Source organism: Variovorax frigidus (genome assembly GCF_051216515.1).
GTDB lineage: Bacteria > Pseudomonadota > Gammaproteobacteria > Burkholderiales > Burkholderiaceae_C > Variovorax.
The window spans coordinates 98797-120907 of sequence record NZ_JBPJZF010000009.1 but is presented as its reverse complement, the minus strand read 5'-3'; the positions used below and the strand labels follow the sequence as shown (position 1 = coordinate 120907).

20 protein-coding genes are annotated in these 22111 nt (G+C 60.7%); 14 read left to right on the top strand and 6 right to left on the bottom strand.

The window, feature by feature from the left end:
- Positions 1-72: 72 nt before the first annotated feature.
- The 6 genes from ACSFBC_RS25265 to ACSFBC_RS25240 are packed head-to-tail and all read left to right on the top strand — an operon-like array spanning position 73 to position 5721.
- The gene (locus ACSFBC_RS25265; protein ID WP_435513084.1) at positions 73-786 is read left to right on the top strand and encodes an HAD family hydrolase; all 714 of its coding nucleotides are present in this window, start codon (positions 73-75) and stop codon (positions 784-786) included.
- Positions 779-1921, top strand: a complete 1143-nt coding sequence (locus tag ACSFBC_RS25260; protein WP_435513083.1) for an ABC transporter ATP-binding protein — start codon at positions 779-781, stop codon at positions 1919-1921. The genes ACSFBC_RS25265 and ACSFBC_RS25260 overlap by 8 nt, the downstream gene beginning before the upstream one ends.
- Before the next feature lie 9 nt (positions 1922-1930).
- Positions 1931-2803, top strand: a complete 873-nt coding sequence (locus tag ACSFBC_RS25255) for a carbohydrate ABC transporter permease (RefSeq protein ID WP_435513082.1) — start codon at positions 1931-1933, stop codon at positions 2801-2803.
- Entirely contained in the window at positions 2800-3633 is an 834-nt protein-coding gene (locus ACSFBC_RS25250; RefSeq protein WP_171022582.1) for a carbohydrate ABC transporter permease, read from the top strand. The genes ACSFBC_RS25255 and ACSFBC_RS25250 overlap by 4 nt, the downstream gene beginning before the upstream one ends.
- Before the next feature lie 18 nt (positions 3634-3651).
- Positions 3652-4914 carry an ABC transporter substrate-binding protein gene (locus tag ACSFBC_RS25245; protein WP_435513081.1) on the top strand — a complete coding sequence of 421 codons (1263 nt, stop codon included), beginning with the start codon at positions 3652-3654 and terminating at the stop codon, positions 4912-4914.
- A gap of 15 nt (positions 4915-4929) precedes the next feature.
- On the top strand, positions 4930-5721 hold the full coding sequence (locus ACSFBC_RS25240; RefSeq protein WP_435513080.1) for a phosphodiesterase: 792 nt from the start codon (positions 4930-4932) through the stop codon (positions 5719-5721).
- A 1047-nt stretch (positions 5722-6768) separates the two neighbouring features.
- Here the strand turns inward: ACSFBC_RS25240 and ACSFBC_RS25235 are convergent.
- Complete coding sequence (locus ACSFBC_RS25235; protein ID WP_435513079.1) at positions 6769-7446, bottom strand: MOSC domain-containing protein; 678 nt, start codon at positions 7444-7446, stop codon at positions 6769-6771.
- A 107-nt stretch (positions 7447-7553) separates the two neighbouring features.
- On the opposite strand from ACSFBC_RS25235, the gene ACSFBC_RS25230 reads away from it, so the two are divergent.
- Entirely contained in the window at positions 7554-8552 is a 999-nt protein-coding gene (locus ACSFBC_RS25230) for a LysR family transcriptional regulator (protein ID WP_435513078.1), read from the top strand.
- 424 nt (positions 8553-8976) lie between these two features.
- On the opposite strand, the gene ACSFBC_RS25225 is transcribed toward ACSFBC_RS25230, so the two are convergent.
- From ACSFBC_RS25225 to ACSFBC_RS25210, 4 genes are all read right to left on the bottom strand, one after another.
- Positions 8977-9984, bottom strand: a complete 1008-nt coding sequence (locus ACSFBC_RS25225; RefSeq protein ID WP_435513077.1) for an NAD(P)H-dependent flavin oxidoreductase — start codon at positions 9982-9984, stop codon at positions 8977-8979.
- Between the two features lie 3 nt (positions 9985-9987).
- The gene (locus ACSFBC_RS25220; protein ID WP_435513076.1) at positions 9988-10542 is read right to left on the bottom strand and encodes a cytochrome b; all 555 of its coding nucleotides are present in this window, start codon (positions 10540-10542) and stop codon (positions 9988-9990) included.
- An 80-nt stretch (positions 10543-10622) separates the two neighbouring features.
- Positions 10623-12296: a cation acetate symporter gene (locus ACSFBC_RS25215; protein ID WP_435513075.1), complete on the bottom strand. Its 1674-nt coding sequence runs from the start codon at positions 12294-12296 to the stop codon at positions 10623-10625.
- Entirely contained in the window at positions 12293-12604 is a 312-nt protein-coding gene (locus tag ACSFBC_RS25210) for a DUF485 domain-containing protein (RefSeq protein WP_435513074.1), read from the bottom strand. Before ACSFBC_RS25210 ends, ACSFBC_RS25215 begins: the two co-directional genes overlap by 4 nt.
- Positions 12605-13158: 554 nt before the next feature.
- Between ACSFBC_RS25210 and ACSFBC_RS25205 the strand changes: the two genes are divergently transcribed.
- The 4 genes from ACSFBC_RS25205 (at position 13159) to ACSFBC_RS25190 (ending at position 17076) form a co-directional block, all read left to right on the top strand.
- Positions 13159-13743 carry a superoxide dismutase gene (locus tag ACSFBC_RS25205; RefSeq protein WP_435513073.1) on the top strand — a complete coding sequence of 195 codons (585 nt, stop codon included), beginning with the start codon at positions 13159-13161 and terminating at the stop codon, positions 13741-13743.
- Positions 13744-13803: 60 nt separating this feature from the next.
- Positions 13804-15321 (top strand): CoA-acylating methylmalonate-semialdehyde dehydrogenase, encoded by a 1518-nt coding sequence (locus ACSFBC_RS25200; RefSeq protein ID WP_435513072.1) that lies wholly within the window; start codon positions 13804-13806, stop codon positions 15319-15321.
- 102 nt (positions 15322-15423) lie between these two features.
- Complete coding sequence (hmpA, locus tag ACSFBC_RS25195) at positions 15424-16608, top strand: NO-inducible flavohemoprotein (RefSeq protein ID WP_435513071.1); 1185 nt, start codon at positions 15424-15426, stop codon at positions 16606-16608.
- 78 nt (positions 16609-16686) lie between these two features.
- The gene (locus tag ACSFBC_RS25190; protein WP_435513070.1) at positions 16687-17076 is read left to right on the top strand and encodes a tautomerase family protein; all 390 of its coding nucleotides are present in this window, start codon (positions 16687-16689) and stop codon (positions 17074-17076) included.
- Between the two features lie 574 nt (positions 17077-17650).
- Here the strand turns inward: ACSFBC_RS25190 and ACSFBC_RS25185 are convergent.
- On the bottom strand, positions 17651-18712 hold the full coding sequence (locus ACSFBC_RS25185) for an NAD(P)H-dependent flavin oxidoreductase (RefSeq protein WP_435513069.1): 1062 nt from the start codon (positions 18710-18712) through the stop codon (positions 17651-17653).
- An 87-nt stretch (positions 18713-18799) separates the two neighbouring features.
- Here ACSFBC_RS25185 and ACSFBC_RS25180 point away from each other — a divergent pair, with 87 nt between their 5' ends.
- From ACSFBC_RS25180 to ACSFBC_RS25170, 3 genes are all read left to right on the top strand, one after another.
- Positions 18800-19675, top strand: a complete 876-nt coding sequence (locus tag ACSFBC_RS25180) for a LysR family transcriptional regulator (RefSeq protein WP_435513068.1) — start codon at positions 18800-18802, stop codon at positions 19673-19675.
- Positions 19672-20829: a YbfB/YjiJ family MFS transporter gene (locus ACSFBC_RS25175; protein WP_435513067.1), complete on the top strand. Its 1158-nt coding sequence runs from the start codon at positions 19672-19674 to the stop codon at positions 20827-20829. Before ACSFBC_RS25180 ends, ACSFBC_RS25175 begins: the two co-directional genes overlap by 4 nt.
- A 303-nt stretch (positions 20830-21132) precedes the next feature.
- On the top strand, positions 21133-21981 hold the full coding sequence (locus ACSFBC_RS25170; RefSeq protein ID WP_435513066.1) for a LysR substrate-binding domain-containing protein: 849 nt from the start codon (positions 21133-21135) through the stop codon (positions 21979-21981).
- Positions 21982-22111: the final 130 nt, after the last annotated feature.

The window sequence follows — 22111 nt, the reverse complement described above, 5'->3', positions numbered from 1 at the left end:
GTGATCGATGCTGAAACTGTACCGCCGGTATTTGTCACGAGTTTGACTCATCGTGTTCGTAACATCCAATATATGAACAATAACGATCAAATACGAACAGTCGTCTTTGATGTCGATGGAACCCTTTTCGACACCTTGCCCTCCCTCGCAGCGGCGGCCAATGAGGTGCTGGTGCTGGCCGGTTTGCAGGCCGTCGAGCCGCAGCATCTTCGTCCTGCCTTGAGCCAGGGCATCATCGCGCTGTTCCAGAGCGCGCTTCGGCTTCAGGCAGCGCCTGTGCCGCTCGCGCTGGCCTCGCGACTCGAAGATGCCTTCGCGCACCGCTATGCATCGCACTGGCTACACCAGGCCGTGGTGTACGACGGCGCCCTCGATCTGCTGTCGATGCTTCGTGCGCAGCGCATCGCCCTAGGCATCTGCACAAACCGCGATCAAGACTCGACTCGCACGCTGCTGGACAAGGTAGCACTGACCGGCTTCTTCGACGCGATCGTGGGCCTGGGCGACACCGCGCATCCCAAGCCAGACGCCGCGCCCTTGCACCTCGCACTGACCCAGTTGGGCGCGACGCCGCAGACAGCGCTCTTCGTCGGGGACTCCGGCATCGACGCCGCGTGTGCCCAGGCGGCTGGCGTACGGCTGGCCGCCCACCTCGGCGGCTACGCCGCGGATCCCGACGACTTGCGCCCCTGCACCGTGGCGTTTTCGGGCTACGCAGAATTCCACAGCTGGATGGCCGCCCGGACACCGACTCAGTCAACGGCGGAGACGAATCACCATGTCTGACATCCAGATCTCGGGCCTGACCAAACGCTTCGGCAGCGCGGCCGTTCTGCAGGAACTCGACCTGACCGTGCGCGACGGCGAATTTCTTACCCTGCTGGGTGCGTCCGGTTGCGGCAAGTCCACCTTGCTGAAGCTGATTGCCGGCCTGGACACGCCCGACACCGGCACGATCCGCATGGGAGACCGCGACCTGCTCGCCCTGTCGCCCAGCGCGCGGGACTGCGCGATGGTGTTCCAGTCCTATGCGCTGTACCCGCACATGACCGTGCGCGAGAACATCTCGATGCCGCTGGTGATGCGCGGCCTGGGATTCTGGGGTCGCCTGCCGGGGGCACGCGTGGTGTCTCCCGCGGTGCGCCGCCGGCTCGCCGACATCCATGTCAGCGCGCATGAAGTGGCCCGGCGACTCGCCATCGACGGATTGCTCGACCGCAAGCCGGCGCATCTGTCGGGCGGCCAGCGCCAGCGCGTGGCCCTGGCGCGCGCCATGGTTCGCCACCCGTCCGTGTTCCTGTTCGACGAGCCCCTCTCGAATCTGGACGCCAACCTTCGGCATGCGCTGCGTGCCGAGATCCGCCAGCTTCACGACCAATTGGGCGTGACGTTCATCTACGTCACGCACGATCAGCACGAGGCCATGTCCATGTCGGACCGTGTGGCGGTCATGCGCGAAGGCCGCATCCTTCAGGTGGCGCCGCCCGAAGAGCTGTACATGCGACCACAAAGCCTCGAGGTCGCTCGATTCGTCGGCGCGCCGCGGATCAACGTCGTACCGGGCGAGATCCGCGCCGACGGCGAGATCCACTGCTTGGCGCAACGCATCGCGGATGCCGCGGCGAACAGCGGGCCCTGCCATGTCGCCTTCCGGCCCCAGGCGGTCACCCTGGCGAAGGCGCATGGCCTCACCGTGCGCGGCGTTGTCGGCCATGTGGAGTATGCCGGTACCGAGTTGATGGCCTCACTGACCCTGCCAAGTCAGGGCGAGGCCTGCATCGTTTGCCTCCCGGCAGGGACCGCTGCGCGCGCAGGGCAAGAGTTCGAGATCACCGTTCCTTGGGAGGCGCTGCATGTCTTTGACGCAGGCGGTCAACGCCTGTCGATCGATCCATGCGATGCCCGGGCCCGGGTTGCCTGAACGTCGGCCATGCGCATTCCTTCCCTTTCCACAGCTTCGCTTCTCGCGCCCGCGGGACTTCTTGCGACGCTCCTGCTGTTCATTCCCGTGGTGGCCGTCCTTCTGATGTCGCTGACCGATTGGCAGTTCGGCGCCACCACGCTGAACTGGGTCGGCTTGCAGAACTACGCCGAACTCTGGTCGGACGCGGTGTTCCGGAAGTCCGTGGCCAACACCCTCGTTTACCTGGTCCTGGTCACCGGTGGCTCGATCACGCTGGGCCTGAGCCTCGCACTGTTGATCGAATCCGATCGATCTGGACGTGGCTTCTACCGCACGGCCTTCTTCATGCCGGCCGCTTCTACGCTGATCGCGATGGCGGTCGTGTGGGAGTTCCTGCTGCATCCGAGCGCCGGGCTCGTTAATCACCTGCTGATGCAGGTTGGCGTCGCCCCCCAGAACTGGCTCAACGACCGCCGGCTCGCGCTGTGCTCGCTCGCTGCGATCGGCATCTGGCAGATGTCGGGGCTGGCCCTGGTGTTCTTCCTGGCCGGGCTGCAAGGGATTCCGCGCGACGTGCGCGATGCGGCGGAACTCGACGGCATCGAGCGTCCGTTCGATCGCTTCCGCTTCGTCACCTGGCCGTTGCTGGGCCCCACCACTTTGTTCGTCATCACCGTCTGCGCCATCCGCGCACTGCAGGTCTTCGACACCGTCCATGTACTCACCAAGGGCGGGCCGAACAAGGCCACCGAAGTGCTGCTGCACACCATCTATGCCGAGGGGTTCAGCTTCTTCCGCATGGGCTACGCCAGCGCCATGACGGTGGTCTTCATTGCAGGCATCTTCCTCTTGACTCAGATCCAGCACGCCGCGCTGGAGCGCAGGACGCACTACGCATGAAACGTCCTTCCCCTTCCTTCCGGATTCTTCGCCACGTGGTCCTGATGGCCGTGGCGCTGGTCTTCCTGATGCCGTTCATCTGGATGGTGCTGACCTCGCTCAAGCCTGCCGACGAAATCTTCGGCAGCGAGATCCATCTCTTTCCGACGCGCTTTGCCGCGGTGGAGAACTACACCCTGGCGCTGACCAAGGTCCCCTTGCTGCGCTACCTGTGGAATGGCGTGCTCGTCTGCGCGGGCATCCTGGTGCTGCAGATCCTGGTGGCACTGCCTGCCGCCTACGCCTTCGCCAAGCTGTCGTTCCGTGGCAAGCCGTGGGCATGGCGCCTGGTGATGCTGGCGCTCATGGTGCCGTACCAGGCCACGGCCATCCCTCTCTACGTGATGCTGTACCACGCGGGCCTGCTCGACACGATGGCCGCGCTCATCCTGCCTTTCAGCGTGTCCGCGTTCGGCATCTTCCTGATGCGGCAGTTCTTTCGCACCGTGCCCGACGACCTGATCCATGCCGCGCGACTGGACGGCATGGGTGAGCTGGAGATCGTCTGGCGCGTGATGCTCCCCACCGCCATGCCCGCCTTGCTGGCGTTCTCGATCTTCTCGGTGGTCTGGCACTGGAACGACTATTTCTGGCCCCTCCTGGTCATCAATTCTCCCGATCTGGCGACACCGCCATTGGGAACCATGTTTTTCCGCAATGAGGAAGCAGGCAGCGCGTTCGGTCCGTTGATGGCCGGCACGGTGCTGATCACGGCGCCGCTGGTGCTGCTGTTCGTCGTCGCGCAAAAGCGCTTCATCGAAGGTGTGACGCTCACCGGCGTCAAAGGTTAAACCGCAAGGAGTTATGCAATGAAACGACTGTTCAAGAAAACTGCCGCCCTGACCGTGTTGATGGCCACGGGCCTGGCACAGGCTCAGCAACCGACCGAGATCGTGATCGACTACGCGTACGCGGATCTCTTCAAAGAGGTCCATGAATCGATCGCAAAAGACTTCATGGCGAAGTTCCCCCAGTACAAGGTCACGTTCCGTGCGCCCACGTCCGACTACGAGGTCGCGGCACAGCAGGTGCTGCGCCAGGCCGTGACAGGCCAGCTGCCTGACGTGTCCTATCAGGGCCTCAATCGCCAGCGCGTGTTTGCCGACCGTGGTCTCGCTGTCGACCTGACGCCCTTCATCAAGGCGGAGAAAGGCTGGGCGGGCATGGGCTACGACCAGGCGCTGCTCTCACTGGGGCAGGTCAAGGGTCAGCAGGTCGGCATCGGCTTCGCGCTGTCCACACCCGTCATCTACTACAACGCCGACCTGATGCGCAAGGCGGGCGTGGAGCCTGATGGCTTCCCGACGACCTGGGAAGCCATCATGAACGCGGCCAAGAAGTCGAAGGCGGCAACGCCCGGCACCGACAGCCTGCACGTCGAGTGGGACATCACCGGCAACTGGATGTGGCAGGCCCTGGTCTTCAGCAACGGCGGCACGATGTTGACCGCCGACGAGAAGAAGGTGGCCTTCGACGGCCCCGCAGGTAAGGCTGCCATCCAGACCCTCGAGCAGCTCGTCAAACTAGGCGAGATGCGCAACATCTCCTATTCGGCCGCCTGGCAGGACTTCGTGAGCGGCAAGCTCGCGGTACTGGCGACGACCACGGCGCGCCTGGGCAGCATCACGAAGCAGGTCGGCGGCAAGTTCGAGATTCGCACCGCCCGCATGCCCCTGGCCAAGGACGGCCGCCTGCCGGCCGGCGGCAATGCAGCGATGATGTTTTCCAAGGACCCCGCCAAGCAGACCGCTGCCTGGGAATACATCAAGTTCGCCACCGGCCCGCTGGGCGCGACGACCATGGTCAAGGCAACCGGCTACTTCCCGGCCAACACGCTGCCGGCGAACGACCCGAAGCTGCTGGCACCCTTCTACAAGGCGAACCCCAACCACCTGACCGCCATTGCGCAGATGCCGGTTCTCACGGCCTGGTATGCGTTTCCGGGTGACAACGGCTTGAAGATCACCGATGTGATCAAGGATCACCTGCAGACCGTGGTCTCGCAAGAGGTGCAGCCCGCCGTCGCCCTCACCGACATGAGCAAAGCTGTCCAGGCGCTGCTGTCGCGCTGATCGCAAGGCACGACCATGCTCAAGTTCATCCACATCACGGACATACATCTTGTCGAGCAGGGGCGCGCCCTCTACGGGCACGACCCCGGCAAACGGTTCGAGCGCTGCATCGACAGCGTGATCGCCGAGCACGCGGACGCATCGTTCTGCGTGATCACCGGCGACCTCGCCCATGTCGGCCACCCGGACGCCTACCGCCAGCTGTCGGTGCAATGCGCGCGCCTGCCGATGCCCGTTCATCTGATTCTCGGCAACCATGACAGCCGGCCCAACTTCAGGGAACGCTTCCGCCAGGTGCCGGTGGACCACAACGGGTTCGTCCAGTACGAGCAGGCTGTCGGCAAGTTCAGGGGTCTGTTCCTCGATACCAACGAACCGGGAACGCATTCCGGCGTGTTCTGCGAACAGCGGGCCAACTGGCTTGCCCAGCGTCTGGCGGAGGACGATGCACCGGTGCTCCTGTTCATGCATCATCCGGCCTTCCCCCTTGGCATCCCGGTCATGGACCGGATCGGCCTAGTCGACAAGGAATGGTTGCTGACGGCATTGAAGGGCCACGAACACCGCATCAAGCACCTGTTCTTCGGCCACATCCATCGGCCCATCTCGGGCACCTGGCGCGGCATCCCGTTCTCGACATTGCGCGGAACCAACCATCAGGTGGCATTGCACGTCCAGGAATCCGAGGACATCCCGGGAAGCTTCGAGCCGCCACAGTACGGCGTCGTGCTGATCGACGAAGAGTCGGTAATCGTGCACCTGCATGAGTTTCTTGACCACAGCGAAAGATTCTGGCTGGGCGCATAGCCCGAGGATGCAATTTGGGCGCGCTCAGCATCAGCGGGGGGCACTGAACCCAGAACTGACCAGATGGAGCCGGAAGCGGAAGATGGAAACGTGTCTTTCAGAGCCGTCGCAGACTCGTACTTGGTCCGTGCGCGTCAGGGCGGTGGCACGGTCATAGTTTCGCTGCCGCCGGCGGACTGCTGCAGATAGTGAATGCGCAGCATCTTTTTGCGATGGCAAAGGGCGGGCTGTTGAGTTCCATGCAATCCTGACCCGGCATTGGAGTGAACCCCTGCGGCTGGACCACGGGCAAATCAGAACTGATACGCTGACCGGGCCTTCAACCAGGAGAAGGTCATGTCATCAAGAAGTCCATAGGTGTCGCGCGTCGCCTCGTTGATGACTCATTCGAAAGCTCAGGGCTGGAGCTGTCGATGTCGAAAACGCCGCGGTACACGCCTGCGGATTCGACCTTGGAACTAGCGTCGTAGAAACGACCGCGGTGTGTCTTAGCTCTCACCGCTGCCCCAAGTACGTCCGCCTGCAGCCCAAGAAACCTTTCTTCTTGTACTCCACAGCTCCCCTGGCTACGCTGCGGTATTCTGGCGCCCCACTCAATGGTTACCGAAGTCCGGGAACCCGCATGAATGCCAGCTTTTTGGGGTTGGGGCATCGTGCTTTACCGTCACTTCTACCGTCAGAAAACGAGCGCTTTTGCTGGCGCGGGAGATGGACACGGTTTGCGGGGCGGCTATTCCAGCGCATCCATCGTGACCGAGCCAAGACTATGTAAGCACATTTGCATGTCTTGGGCTTCCATGATCGCGAGTCAAGAGTTGCACGTTCACTACCTCGTTTGGCGGCTCTTCTACAAGGACTGGGGGTTCGCGAGATGCCCACGCACACAGCCTTGACCTGCGCTTCGCCGTCGACACGCAGCATAATGCGCGCACCCGGCTGCACACCCGAATGGCGCTGAGCGCTGTCGGACGGGCTGCAGCATCAGCAGCTGCCGAAGCGCCGCTCCGGAATCCTACGATCTGCTTGACACGGCAGCAGATCGTGTGATCAGGGCGGGTTGACAGCCTGCTTTTGTAGCCATTTCATTCGTTCAGCGAGCCGGCGCTTCCACTCCTCGGCCAGCCCGGGAACGGCAATCAGCTTCAAGACATCGTCGACGCATGGCCGATGGCACAACTGAACTCGCCAGAACTCGTCGATGGAAAACCGGTCTGTCCGTCGATCGACCAGTTCCATGCGATCTCCTGGCTGAATGCTTCCCCCTTCAACCACCCGGTAGTACCAACCCGTGATCCGCTCCTGTGCAACGAACATCGACATCCGCTCCGCATCGAAGCGGTGATTGATCTTCCAGCATGGGCTGCGAGGCTGGGAGACCTGCAAAGCAACACTGCCGATCCGGAAGACATCGCCCAGGTGCACGTTGAGTTCGGAGAGATGGTGCGCTGATATGTTTTCTCCCAGGCTACCTGGGACCAGCGCGGGCGCGCTCGCGGGAAAGGCCCGGGCCAACAACGCGTAGTTCCCCGCCGCATAGTGGTGAACTGCCTTCTCAGGTCCGCCGTGCACCCTTCTGTCGCCGTGCTCGTCTCCTACGATACCTTGCGGCTCTACGCGAACTGGTCCAGAAATTCTTCGCTTGTAGATGCCGGTGCGCTGCCCTTCGGGCTCTAGGAAACTTAACCCTCCGGCAAAGAGCAGATCGATATTCGAAGCTAAATCCATCGCACTTTTTTCGTCGTACTTGTCATGGTTGATACGACTTTACGGCTCTTGATCGATGCTGTAAAGTGATCGCTGGAGATTCCAATCATCACCATATCGGATAGATCATGGAAATGCGCCAGTTGAAGATCTTTTGCGCGGTTGCTGAGCACGGCAGCTTCACGGCGGCGGCCGATAAGGTGCATACAGTCCAGTCCAATGTCACCATGCGGGTGAAGGAACTCGAGACAGAGCTGAATCAACAGCTGTTCGTGCGACAAAAGAGCGGCGTTGTGCTCACGTCTGCAGGTGAAACTTTCCTTGGCTACGCACGTCGTATCTTGCAGCTTACGGATGAGGGTCGAAGCGCTTTGCTGGACACTGGAGTGCCGACAGGACTGCTTCGGCTTGGATCAATGGAGACGACCGCAGCGATACGGCTACCTCAGATCTTGACGAAGTACCGCGAGAGATATCCTCAAGTTCGGTTGTCATTGCTCACAGGCACAACCGCCGAACTGATCAAGGCGATCGAAGCACACCAACTTGACGGTGCGTTCGTCGGCGGCTTCCATCAGAATTCTGCCCTCACCCAAGAGGAGGTGTTTAAGGAAGAACTGGTCCTCGTGAGCTGCAGCGAGTTCGCTTCACTTCCAGCTCTCATCGAGAAAATACCGCAGCAAACGGTCTTGGTTTTTCGAACGGGCTGCTTTTATCGTTCGACGCTCGAGCATTGGTTCTATCAGGTCGGACTGGTTCCCAATCAGATCATGGAAATGGGAACCCTTGATGGAATCCTGTCATGTGTCGCGTCCGGAATGGGCATTACTTTGCTGCCTAAATCCATCGCGGAGAATTTCAGTGCGCGGCAGGCGATCCGATGTCACGAGCTCCCGCCCGAGTTTGCGAATGTCACCACCGTCTTCATCCGACGGAGCGACACCATGAACACTTCTGCGCTGAAAGCATTCACCGGGTTGGCTCAGGAGCAGTCGTTCCAACATGAAGCCATGAGTCAGGCTGGACGGCTGAGTGGAAAGACCACGAGTACGGTCATGACGCCTATCAATCCCGAGCCTTCCAAATACGCAAGAAGATCGGCTCTGCAAGAAGTATCGAACCTGTAATGGCCACGCATGTAAGGACAGCTGTCGAGTCGACGCCGCACAGCACGGCGCCACCACTTGCCATGGCCGGGGGATGCCGAAGACGGGTGAACTGCAAAGACAGCAGGAGCAGGCAGCTAATCAGGAATGCGGTGGGTCTCCCACCCTGCCCCAGCGTCAACCAGTTCGCGAACCACAAGCCGAGGGCGGCCGCGCCTACCGCGCTGACTATGTGCGAGATGAGCTGAGTTGCAACTCGCGCCAACTCGGCCCTTCCCCGCACATGTGTGGTCATGGCAGTGATGAGAAGCGGAAACGCCGCAACTTCGGCTGCCAGCATTCCCGCTACATGAACGCACGCGGCACAGACGATCAGTGTGCGAAGAAACGATGTCTGCATGGCGCGATGGCACGTAGATCGAACTTGGGCACGCTCCTGCGCCCTTCATGCCGCCAGAGGAAGTTCTTCATGAATGGGATGATCCACGTTGCCAAGCTGTGCAACCAGCCGATCTGAGCGGAGTGGTAACCCCTGAATGAGTTCGGTCATGCGTTCTGCCGCGGGAACAACGCTGTGGATCTTTCCCACACCCTGGCCTGCGTACAGCGATAGCTTTTTCGCCATTTTTGGCTTGTCGATCGCACGAGCGCCGCCTCCAACAAAACGCAACAGGTTCCACTTGTCTCGATTGGGAATCACCCGATGCGGCGTTCCGTATGTCCAGCCGAAGGAATATCCAGTTCGATACTCGACGTCATCTGTCGTCGCCTCGACGATCTTTTGCTTGTAGAGCGGATGCGCATTCGATTCATCGCTTGCAACGAACGCAGTTCCCACGAGCACCCCCGAAGCGCCAAGGCACATTGCCGCCCTGACATCGTCGCGATTTGTGATTCCCCCTGCGGCGAGGACTGGCCGTCCTTTTGCACATTCGACGATCGCGGGGAGCAGCGTCATCAAACCGATTGTTCCCCGGTTCAAATGCCCGCCGCCTTCACAGCCTTGTGCCGCGATGATGTCGGCGCCGTGCTCGATTGCCTTCCTTGCGAGCTCCACGGTCCCTGCCTGGACCATGACGATCATCCCCGCGTCCTTTGCACGGGGAATCATATCGGCGGCATAGCCCTCGGCGTAGAACAGCGAGAGCATCCGCGGCCTCTCCTGAAGAATGACCTGGAATTGCGCTTCGAAAACCTCCGGGCCACCAAATTGGGGAACAAGATTCACGCCAAACGGTTTGTCCGTGAGCTCTCTGGTCTCTCGGAGCCACCTGCGCAGAGCCAACGGTGGGAGGCGCAATCCTCCCACTACGCCCATGCCCCCTGCATTCGCTACCGCAGCGACCAGCTTGGGACCGGAGATGGCAGCCATGCCGGCCAGGAAGACGGGATAACGCACTCCGCAGAGTTGCGTGACGAGGTTGCCCGCAAAGTTCAGATCTGATTCGCTCATGGCTTACAACTCCACATGTTTTCCGAGGATCCGCTGCAGCGCGGCATTCTTCAGCACAAAGTGATTCTTGAGTGCGCCGAAGATGTGCAGCGCAAGGCCCGCAAGAAAAGCGGTCGCGCCAATGTTGAAGAGGATGTCGACGGCGTACTTCACCTGCGCGTTGGGCTCGATGAGTGTTGGGATTGAAAATCCGCCGGGCAGGCCAGTCACCTCTCCGGCTGCCGACCGGGAAAGCCAAACGGCAATCGGCAGCAGTACCATAGCCAACGCGAGGGCTGTCGCCACCGATCGACTCGCGATCACCTCGACCGGATTGGGCGTGCCCACGGGCAGAGGGTGATAGGAAGTGACCCTCGCCCAGAAACGATAGATCGAAACAACGAACAAAGCCATGCCCAGCAGGTTCTGCACCTGCATCAACTCTGTCCTTGTCGAAACGTTCGAAACCTGTGCGATTACGGCGCTGAGCCCGAGGACCGAGAGCAGCAGTGCCGCCACGATCCAATGCAGCGCAATGGTAATTGGGGAGAACCGAAGTCCGTTGTCTCGCAATTGCATGATTTTTCTCCTTCAATGTTCCGACGAATGAACTCGGCGATAGCGACGGGCGCCTGTATGCGCCCACCCGCTATGTGAGCTCAATGGCTGACGGCTCCGGATGCCCCGATCCCGGTCTGAGCCCGGATGAACTGATCGTCAAAGTCGTTTCTCTCAACCATGCTACGGGGGCTGCGATCGGTGACCGAACCCAACCATGCAAAAAAGAAAGCCAGATTCATTGAGATGATTGCGGGGTAGTCATAGGGAAAGACCGCGTTCGCATTGCCAAGCACCTTGACCCACACGGCGGGTGACAGGATGACAAGCCCTACAGCGCTTACGAGCCCCACCATGCCCCCAATCAATGCGCCCCGGGTCGTGAGTCCTTTCCAGAACATCGACAGGGCCAAGATTGGAAAATTCACCGAAGCTGCGACACCAAAGGTGAGTGCAACCAGGAAAGCGATGTTCTGATCCTTGAACAGGATACCCAGCACAACCGCCACCACGCCGATACACACCGACGCGATCTTCGAGACGCGCCTTTCCTTTGCCGGATCAGCCTTGTTCTTCTTGATCACCATCGCATAGAGATCGTGCGAAATTGCGGACGTACCTGCCATCGTGAGGCCAGCGACCACCGCCAGGATCGTGGCAAAGGCGACCGCCGACAGGAAGCCCAGGAACAGATCGCCGCCGAGCGCTTTGGCCAGGTGCATCACAGGCATGTTTCCGCCGCCAATGAGCTTTCCACCCAGCTGACCCCCTTCGTAGAACGCGGGGTCTTGGCCGACGATCACGATCGCGGCCATGCCTAGCACCACTACGACCAGAAAGAAGAAGCCGATAAAACCCGTCGCGACAAACACCGATTTCCGTGCCTGCTTCGCGTCCGGAACGGTAAAGAAGCGCATGAGAATGTGCGGCAATCCCGCGGTCCCGAACACCAGCCCAATCGACAGCGAGATCATGGCAACCGGATCCGCCACCAGTTTGCTGGGGAGAAGGATGCCGGCACCGTTCTTGTGAACGGAGACTGCCTTCGAGAACAGGGCGTCGAGAGAGAAGCCAAACCGACTCAAGGCAAGCACCGCCAGCAGGGTTCCTCCGAACAGCAGCAAGACCGCTTTGATGATCTGAACCCAGGTGGTCGCGACCATGCCTCCAAAGGTGACATAGACTGCCATCAACAGGCCAACCGCGATCACTGCATAGTTGTACTGCAGGCCAAAAAGCAACTGGATCAGTTGTCCGGCCCCCACCATCTGAACGACTAGATAGAAGCAAACCACGGTCAACGAACCAGCAGCCATCATGGTTCGAATACGGTTCTGCTCTAGGCGAAAGGAGGCAATGTCGGAAATGGTAATGCGGCCCAGGTTCCGGATTCGCTCCGCAAACAGAAAGAGCAGAAGTGGCCATGCCACGAAGAAGCTGATCGCGTAGATCATTCCATCGTAGCCATTGAAGAAGATCATGCTGGTGAGACCCAGCAACGCTGCCGCAGACATGTAGTCGCCAGCAAGAGCCAGGCCGTTCTGAAACCCTGTTATTCCGCCACCGCAATTGTAGAAATCATCCATGGATTTCGTCTTGGAGGCGGCCCAATAGGTGATCCCCAGCGTGGCGATGACGAACACCAGGAACATCACGATCGCCGTGATGTTGATGGGCTGTTTTTCGACTTCCTGAAGTGCACCAGGTGCCGCTGAGGCAGTGATTGCCGCACCAAGGAAGACAGAAAGAACGAGACGTTGGAGGGCGCGGCTCATGATTTCGCCCTCGCCAGAATCGCTGCAGTGAGATCATCGAACTCACCGTTGGCGCGATAGATGTACAGGCCCGTGAGAAGCCATGTACCAATGATCAAGGCCAAGCCCATCGGCCAGCCGACATTGATGATGCTGGTGTTTGAGAGCTTCGTCGCGAGGAAATTTGGAGCAAACGCAGCAACGAGGATGAAGCCGTAGTAAGGCGCTAGTGTCAGCACCGTAAGCCAGCCTACAAATTTTCGTCTGCGTCTTACCAGATCCTTGAACTGGAACTGATTCCGGATATTGGCTAGGGTCGTGTTGCTCATTTTGTCTCCTGGGCGTCGTGGAAGAATTTTTGCGCCGTGACCTCAGACTCGATAACTCGAACTGCCACAGGTCTCGGCTTATGGCCGTGGAAGATAGGCTTCGCTTTCAATCATGTAAAACGATGAATGATGATGGATGAAATCTCTTTTGATGATTCATCCCGCGGACTAGATGCCGATTCGGGCTTCTTTCAAGCCACCGCTCACAGGGGTCTTGAAGTCAAGGCGACAACTTTCGTAACTTGGCCATGCGGCCGATTCGACATCGCGAACGGGAAGACCTCCTGACAGGAATTTTCATTACTGCCGCCGCTCTCCTCGCGGTGGGCGGTCATCTCGCAGAGCTATGACACCGCGCCCAGTCCAAAGGCGCTGCGCCTCGCCACGCCTTCGATTCACCAATAGTGATTCATGACATCACTATTCATCGTTTTACATGATCGATGGTGAGACTTATCGTTTGGCGCAGGGTACGTTTACGACCCCTGACCTAGATGATTTGAAAGGGATGCTGAGCCCCTGCCGGGGCATCCCCCAACCACGAAAGAAACCCCATGGACCACAAGCTTCCCCCGCTACCGTTTGCCAAGGATGCGTTGGCTCCCCACGTGTCGGCGGAGACCTTCGACTACCACTATGCCAAGCACCATCAGGCCTACGTCACCAACCTGAACGGCTTGATCAAGGGCACGCCCTACGAGGAATTGGCGCTTGAGGAAATCGTGCGCAAAGCTCCGGCCGGCGGCATCTACAACAACGCTGCGCAAGTCTGGAATCACACGTTCTTCTGGAACTGCATGAAGCCCCAAGGCGGCGGAGCCCCCTCTGGAGCGCTCGCTGTCGCGGTCCGCGCCAAGTGGGGTAGCCTGGACGCCTTCAGCGACGCATTCCGCGCATCGGCCATCGGCAACTTCGGTTCGGGCTGGACGTGGCTGGTCAAGAAGCTGGACGGCACCCTAGACATCACGAACATGGGGCCCGCCGGCACGCCCTTAACGACTGACGACAAGCCGCTGCTTTGCATCGATGTCTGGGAGCACGCCTATTACATCGACTACCGCAATGCGCGTCCCGCCTTCGTCGAGGTGTTTCTCAACAAGTTGGTCAATTGGTCGTTTGCAGAAACCAACTTCACCTGATCTGGACGCCGGGACAGATTTGTCCCCACTTTCATCACATCGCACAAGGAGACTTTGAATATGACCACCACGCCCGCCGATATCGAACACTACATCCAGGGCCGCGTCGTGCTAGGCACTTCGGGGCGCACGCAGGACGTTACGAATCCAGCGACCGGCGCTGTTATCGGCAAGGTGGCTTTGGCGTCTTCCGCGGAGGTCGACGCAGCCGTGAAGGCTGCTGCCGCGGCGTTTCCGAAGTGGGCCGATACGCCGCCGATCCGCCGCGCGCGCGTCATGTTCAAGTTCCTGCAGCTGCTCAATGAACAAAAAGACGAACTGGCCCACCTCATCACCGCCGAGCACGGCAAAGTCTTCACCGACGCGCAGGGCGAAGTAGCGCGTGGTATCGACATCGTCGAGTTCGCGTGCGGCATCCCGCAACTGCTCAAGGGCGACTTCACCGACCAGGTTTCCACCGGCATCGACAACTGGACGCTGCGCCAGCCGCTCGGTGTGGTCGCCGGCATCACGCCCTTCAACTTTCCGGTGATGGTGCCCATGTGGATGTTCCCGGTGGCCATTGCCGCGGGCAACACCTTCATTCTCAAGCCCAGTCCGACCGATCCGAGCCCTTCATTGTTCATCGCCAAGCTGTTCAAGGAAGCCGGCCTGCCCGATGGCGTGTTCAACGTGGTGCAGGGCGACAAGGTCGCGGTCGATGCGCTGCTCGAGCACCCGGACGTCAAGGCCATCAGCTTCGTCGGCTCGACGCCGATCGCGAACTACATTTACGAAACCGGCGCGCGACACGGCAAGCGCGTGCAGGCGCTCGGCGGCGCGAAGAACCACATGGTGGTCATGCCCGACGCCGACATCGACCAAGCCGTCGATGCGCTGATCGGTGCCGGCTACGGCTCGGCCGGCGAGCGCTGCATGGCAATCAGCGTCGCAGTGCTGGTGGGTGACGTGGCCGACCGGCTGTTGCCCAAGCTCATCGAGCGCACGAAGACGCTGAAGGTGCTCAACGGCACCAACCTCGCGGCCGAGATGGGCCCGATCGTTACGCGCGCGGCGCACGAGCGCATCATGGGCTACATCGACATCGGTCAGAAGGAAGGCGCCAAGTTGCTGGTCGACGGGCGCAGCTTCGATGGCGCAAGCGCTGGCGAAGGCTGCGCTGATGGTTTCTGGATGGGCGGCACTCTGTTCGACCACGTTACGCCCGAAATGCGCATCTACAAGGAAGAGATCTTCGGCCCGGTGCTGGGTTGCATGCGCGTACATGATCTCAAGGAAGCAGTCGACCTGATCAATGCCCACGAGTTCGGCAACGGCGTGGCTTGCTTCACCCGTGACGGCAACGTGGCACGCGAGTTCGGTCGACGCGTCCAGGTCGGCATGGTCGGCATCAACGTGCCGATCCCGGTGCCCATGGCCTGGCACGGCTTCGGCGGCTGGAAGCGCTCGTTGTTCGGCGACATGCATGCCTACGGCGAGGAAGGCGTGCGCTTCTACACCAAGCAGAAGAGCATCATGCAGCGTTGGCCGGAAAGCATTGGCAAGGGCGCCGAGTTCGTGATGCCCACCGCTAAGTAGTCATCGCGGCGCTCATTCGTGGGCACCGACGGCAGCATCCCTTGCGATCATGCATGTGGCTGCTTGTATCTTTTTTCCCAAATCTTTCCCAAGAAGCACTCTATGCTGACACCTCCGCAACGCGACATCATCACGGCTACCGTCCCATTGCTGGAGACCGGTGGCGAAGCTCTCACCACCCATTTCTACAAGTTGATGCTCAGCGAGTACCCGGAGGTCCGGCCGCTGTTCAACCAGGCGCACCAGGCCAGCGGCGCCCAGCAGCGGGCGCTTGCCAATGGGGTGCTCATGTACGCACGTAACATTGACCGGCTCGAAGCATTGGGGCCATTGGCTGCGCAGATCGTCAACAAACACGTGGCGCTGCAGATCCAGCCTGAGCACTATCCAATCGTCGGTACCTGCCTGCTGCGGGCAATCCGCGAAGTGCTTGGCGAAGAAATCGCAACGGATGCGGTGATCGATGCCTGGGGTGCGGCCTACCAGCAACTCGCCGATATCTTGATCGGCGCCGAGCGCGAGGTCTACACCGCGCTGGCGACGGCACCCGGCGGTTGGCGGGGTGCGCGCGCATTCCGCGTTGTTCGCAAAGTACCAGAGAGCACGGAAATCACATCCTTCTATCTGGAGCCGGTCGATGGTGGCCAAGTTCTCGGCTTCAAGCCAGGCCAGTACATTGGCCTGCGCTTAGTCGTGGATGGCGAGGAAATCCGCCGCAACTACTCGCTGTCGGCGGCGTCGAATGGCCGCAGCTACCGCATCAGCGTGAAGCGCGAACGCGACGGCGTTGCATCTAACTTCCTCCACGACCATATCCCCGAAGGCGGGACCCTCGAACTCTTCCCGCCCGCCGGGGAATTCACCCTCGTCGACAGTAACAGACCGGTGGTGTTCATCAGCGGCGGTGTTGGCATCACGCCGACGTTGGCGATGGCCGAGGCAGCTCTCGACGCCGAGCGCCCGATCACCTTCATCCACTACGCGCGCAACGCCGAGGCTCATGCGTTTGGAGAACTCGTCGACGCCTGGGCTAAGCGGTATCCGCGACTGCAGGTCTATCTCGCTTACGAAGAGCACGATGGGACTACAGGACGCCGTCCAGATGCGGTGGGCCGACCTCATGCGGCGCAACTGCAGCAATGGCTTCCGGCTCATCGTGATTTTGATGCGTACTTTCTGGGGCCAAAGCCATTTATGGCATTCATCAAGCGAGCGCTGCGCGAATTGGGCCTGCCCGACGAACAAATTCGCTATGAATTCTTCGGCCCAGCCGAAGCCTTGAACTGAAGGTCAAGCAACCCCAACTTTTGAACAAGTCTGGCCGCGAATGTCGCCCCGGATGTTCCCCACTTCAAGCAGACCAAAATGCCCCTACTCAAGTTCGACGTCATCCAGGGTCGCAGCGACGCACAGCTCCGGGCGCTCCTGGACTCCGCCCACCATGCCATGGTTCAAGCGTTCGCGGTTCCCACAAGCGACCGCTATCAATCCGTCACACAACACCGCCCCGGCGAACTGGTGCTGGAAGATACAGGGTTGGGCTTCACACGATCCGCCAGCGTCGTGTTACTGACAGTGACTACACGTCCACGCTCGCAAGCACAAAAGTCCGAGTTCTATCGTCTTTTAGCTGAGCGACTGGAAGCTGACTGCGGCCTGTCTCCAGACGACCTAATCATCTCGATAGTCGAGAACGATAGTGTCGACTGGTCTTTCGGGTGTGGTCGTGCACAGTTCCTGACGAAGGAACTCTAGTGTTTTTGGTGTTAGTCCAACGTGACCAGCCACACTAAGGCACTCGAGGCCTAGCAGGCTGTTGAATTTCACCACTCGAGGTCGATGAGGCCCCCTCGTCGAGAGGTTTGCAGAGTTTTCCAGCGGTTGCGTTACGGCATGTTCGGCACCGAGGGCGATGCAGATGCACCTTCAGCGCCTCGAGCAGTTGCTCGTCTAGCCCAGCGGCCTGTCATATCGGCTCGAATTCGGGACGCTGGAAGGCATTCTGGCCTGCGTCGGCGCAGACGTCTGCGTCACCCTTCAGCCTTGGTACGTGATCGCAAGGTCGTTTGCGTACCAGCGCCTGATCGTGCACGAAATTGATGCTTCGATCTCTCGGACGCCAACGCTGCTCGTCACACGTCGAGGCGCCAACCGCGATGCCGATGTTTCGGGAGTGCCTGGCGCATCCGACATTGCGCCAGCTTGAAGATCTTCGGGTGAGCGAGAACTTTGATTCGATGGCAGCTCAGTGAGCGATTTGGGTCGAGCCCGTTCCACATGACAAACGTGCCACACGTGTCTTAGACCGCCTTGGTCCCGCAACGATCAATCAGGAAGCCAGTTCACTCGCCAGAACAGACATCAGTTCTGAGGCTGGCAATTCCCGCGCCAACGGTGCGCCTTGCCCCGCCCAATGCGCCGCAAACTCGCTGTTGCCGAGCTTTGCTGCCGCAGTATTCAATTGTTTAGCCGCATCGTACGCGACCGGATAGGCTGCGGGCGGGGGTGCACCCTTCGCTTCGCCGTGCGAGATGATGTGGTTGACGATGCCGCGCGCAGGGCGTCCAGACAAGGCGCTCGTCAAGCGCGTTACCGCAGCACGCTGGCTCTTGAGATTCGCGCGGTAGCTTGCGTTCGCGGCTGACTCGGGGCACAAAAGGAAGGCCGTACCAAGCTGCGCGGCAGACGCTCCCAAGTTGAGCGCGGCCTTGATGCCCTGGCCATCCATGATGCCGCCAGCTGCAATGATGGGCAGTTGTGTTCGTTGAACGAGCAAGCGCACCAACACTGCAGTACTCAGACCTTCGTCTGTCGCATCGGCATCGAAGACGCCTCGATGACCGCCGGCCTCAATGCCTTGGGCGACGATTGCATCCACGCCGGCCTGCTCGATCAAGGAGGCTTCCGCCAAATTGGTAGCGGTGGCGAAGGTGTAGATGCCGGCCTGCTTCAGTGCCTTAACCCGATGGACTGCCGGCACCCCGAAATGAAAGCTCACGACTGACGGGCGCTGTGCGAGCATGAGCTCGAAGGCCTCCTCGTCATCAAGGAAGGACTTGTAGATCTCTGACAGTGAGGCGGGCACCGCGATGCCCGCCTCGGCGAACAACGGTGCAAGATGCTTCAGCCACGCCGATTCACGTTCGGGCTCGCGACGCGCAGTACCGTGGCAAAACACATTGACATTGATGGGCCGGCTCGTCAGCGCGCGCGTTTCCTGAATTGCCTCGCGTGCCTGCTCGACCGTGCTCGCGCCGATTCCCAGCGATCCGAGCCCGCCTGCGTTCGACACGGCGGCGGCAAGGCGCGGTGTGGAGACACCGGCCATGGGTGCCTGGATGATGGGGAGCTGGATTGCGATCCGAGCCAGAAACCTTGAAGACGCGGTCATCAACCTTCCTTCTGCCATAGAGGCCTTGCGTTTAACATTCTCTAACTGAGAATATAATAGCACAACTATTTCATTTTAAAGAACTACATGGACTCCGAATCCCTCAGGATCTTCAACTCCGTGGCACGCGAACTCAGCATCACCCGCGCGGCCACCCGACTGGGCCGCGCGCCCTCCAACGTCACCACGCGCATCCAGCAACTGGAGGCCGACTTTGGCTGTGAGCTGTTCGTTCGAACCGGCAAGCGCATGGCGCTGTCCGCCGCGGGCGATCGGCTGCTCGAGTATGCGCAGCGCATGCTGGCACTCGAAGAGGAGGCAAGGCATGTCGTCAGTGGTGGACTCAGCGGTGGCGCATTGCGCATCGGGAGTATGGAAAGCACGGCCGCCACGCGCTTGCCGTCCTTGCTGGCCGGCTACCACGCAAAGCACCCGACGACACGCCTGGAACTCAGCACCGCCCCTTCGCGGCAACTGCTCGAACAGGTCCGCACTGGACGACTGGACTGTGCATTCATTGCCCTGCCGCCGTCGTTCAGCGGCGCAGACGCTCTGGCCGACCTCGGGATGGTGGGCGTAACCGCGTGGAGGGAGGATCTGAAGCTGCTGCTCCCCGCCAGCGAATACAAGGCGCGCCGAGCGGGGGACGTCCAAACGCGCTCGCTTGTCGCATTTCCACTCGGGTGCACCTACCGCAACATCGCGGAAGACCTGCTTGGAACCGCGGGATCGAGTGAATGGACAGTCCAGGAGATGGCCTCCTATCACGCGATGATCGCGTGCGTTGCCGCAGGCGCTTGCGTCACGCTTCTGCCTGCCAGCGTGCTGACGATCACGAGCGCACCTGCGGAGTTGAGAACGCTGAACGCCGGGCACGCAAACACCTTGCTGGTCTCGCGCAAGAACTACGACGTACCCGCATTCCAGCAACTTTTCACCCAGGTTGTCGAAGGGCGGCCATGACGACATCGATCACCCATGGGCGCAGAAAGAACAATTCGAACGTCCGCTCCGCTCTCGAGGCCGCTCTTATCCTTGCAGTGGGCATGGGGTTCGGCCGGTTTGCGTTCACTGCGGTCTACCCGCACATGATCACAGAGGGAGTCTTGAGCCTGCGAGGCGGCAGCTACGCTGCCACTGCCAACTATGCCGGTTATCTGATCGGGGCCATCCTCTCCGTCAGGGCTCAAGCAAGAAACGCTCATCAGGTCTGCCTGTGGTCGGTCATCGGGACTTCCGCCTGCCTAATGGTCTTGGCCGTCCTCACGCAAACCTGGGCGATCGTTGCCGTGCGCGGCCTCGCGGGAATGTTCAGTTCTCTGTCAATGGTCGCAAGCTCGCTTTGGCTGCTGGAGCGTCGCGGCCACCATCGCGGCGCGCCGCTGCTATTCGCCGGTGTGGGGGTCGGCATCGCGATCTCGGCCGAACTCCTGGTACTGGCCGCATATATCGGGATGGACAGCAGCGGTATGTGGATCATGCTAGGCGTCATCGGCCTTCTTGTGGGTCTGCTCGCGGCGCCCGGACTGGTCGCCAGCGGCAAGCAGACCCTGCAGGCAGCCAGTGCAGTCACTTCCTTGGCTCAAGCCCCTGTCGCAGCCTGGCCGCTGGTGGCGATCTACGGCCTGGCCGGTGTGGGATACATCGTCACGGCCACCTACCTCCCGTTGCTGGTCAAAACCGCGCTGCCGCACCTCGACGCCGCTCACGTCTGGGCGGTGTTCGGACTGGGCGCTGCGCCCTCCTGCTTCTTCTGGCATCGAGTTCACGGCCGACTAGGTACGCGAGCAGCACTGCAGGTGAACCTTCTGATCCAGGCTGTGGGCGTAGCCCTTCCCGCCTTGAACCAGTCGCCAGCGGCCTATCTGCTAAGCGCGTTGCTGGTAGGCGGCACGTTCATGGGAACGGTCACGATCGCCATGCCGGCAGCGCAGCACGCCGCTCGCGCTTCCGGCACGAACCTCATGGCGACAATGACCCTGGTCTATGGCGTTGGCCAAATCTTCGGCCCTGTGGTGGCTGATTTCCTGTACGCGCACAGCCATTCGTTTTCGACTTCGTTGGTCGCGGCTGCCGGGGCGTTGGTCGTCGCCGCCGCAGTGGCCTTGGCTCTGTAGCTTCCGAAAGCTCCGTGGCATTGAGATGCGGCGTAATCGTGTCGACCATCAAGCAAGGGCATCAATCGCGAAGACACTGTGGCGAGCCCGCCACGGGAAGGCCTTGGCAGTTTTGCGGCGCATATTCACCTTCTGCGCATCGAACTCGGTGCCTTTGCCCATGCTCCCGGGCCAGCACTGCAAAAACATGCCCGGAACGTAGTTAAGCTGGTCGGCAACGTCCTCGCCGATACGCTTGAGTGGTAATAGTCCGCTCGAGGCCGTTGTTGACGGCCGGATGGTTTAAGGCTTGATGTCGGTGACGTGTTGAAGCAGAGCGAACGCCATGCGCCATGCGCGGCCGTCGCAGTGGACGGTGGCCGTGCGCTGGTTGATCCGAACGATTTCTCCGACGTGACGCTTCAGGCTTTGGTCGGTGAAGCTCACGCGCTGGCCGACGCGGAAGTCCTGCTTGTGATGGATCTCCGGCGGCGGCCTCAGCGGTGCGACACCGTGGCAGGTGTGCAGTCCTCCCTGAAAGGGCTGTTATCCGTGACGGCACCCATCCGTTTCGGCGCCATCCATGTGGTACCCGTCATCAACGAGTTCCTGGCGCGCTATGCCGGTATCCGTGTGCAGGCCCAGTTCTCCGACCACAGAGTGAACCTGGCGGTTGGGGACATCGACGTGGCCGTTCGAATCGGGGTTCTTCCCGACTCTGGCTATCACGCGATACCCGTCGGTTCGTTGCGTCACGTCTGCTGCGCATCACCCGCCTATCTGGCCCAGGTCGGAACCCCATCCCAGCCCTTTGACCTACCCGGCGATCGCATCGTGGCATCGGTCGGAGGATGGACGTCGCTGGAGTGGCGCTTTTCAAAGGCATCTCCCGCCACCATCCAGGTGCAACCACGCCTGACGTGCAACAACAGCGAGGCCGCTGTGGCTGCAGTCGTCGGCGGCGCAGGCATCGCTCGTCTCTTGTCTTATCAGGTGGCGCGCGAGATCGAGCAAGGGCGGCTCGTCTCGGTGCTGGACGCGTTTCCTCAGTCCGCCCTTCCGGTCAACGTCATCCACCGGGAAGGCCGGACGATGTCCGCTCGAACCCGCTCGTTCGTCGAGCTGGCGGTCGAGCGGCTGCGCGCAACGCCGGCCCTCCAACAAGGTCGCTAAGGTATCCGCGGCACGCTTGTCAAAGAAGGTGGCAACGACAGACGCGCGGCAGGAAGAGCGCCACGCAATTTATGGCGCGTTCGTGCAGCGCAACTCTGCGAAGTGGTCGGCGGCCCTGACTGTGCATCTG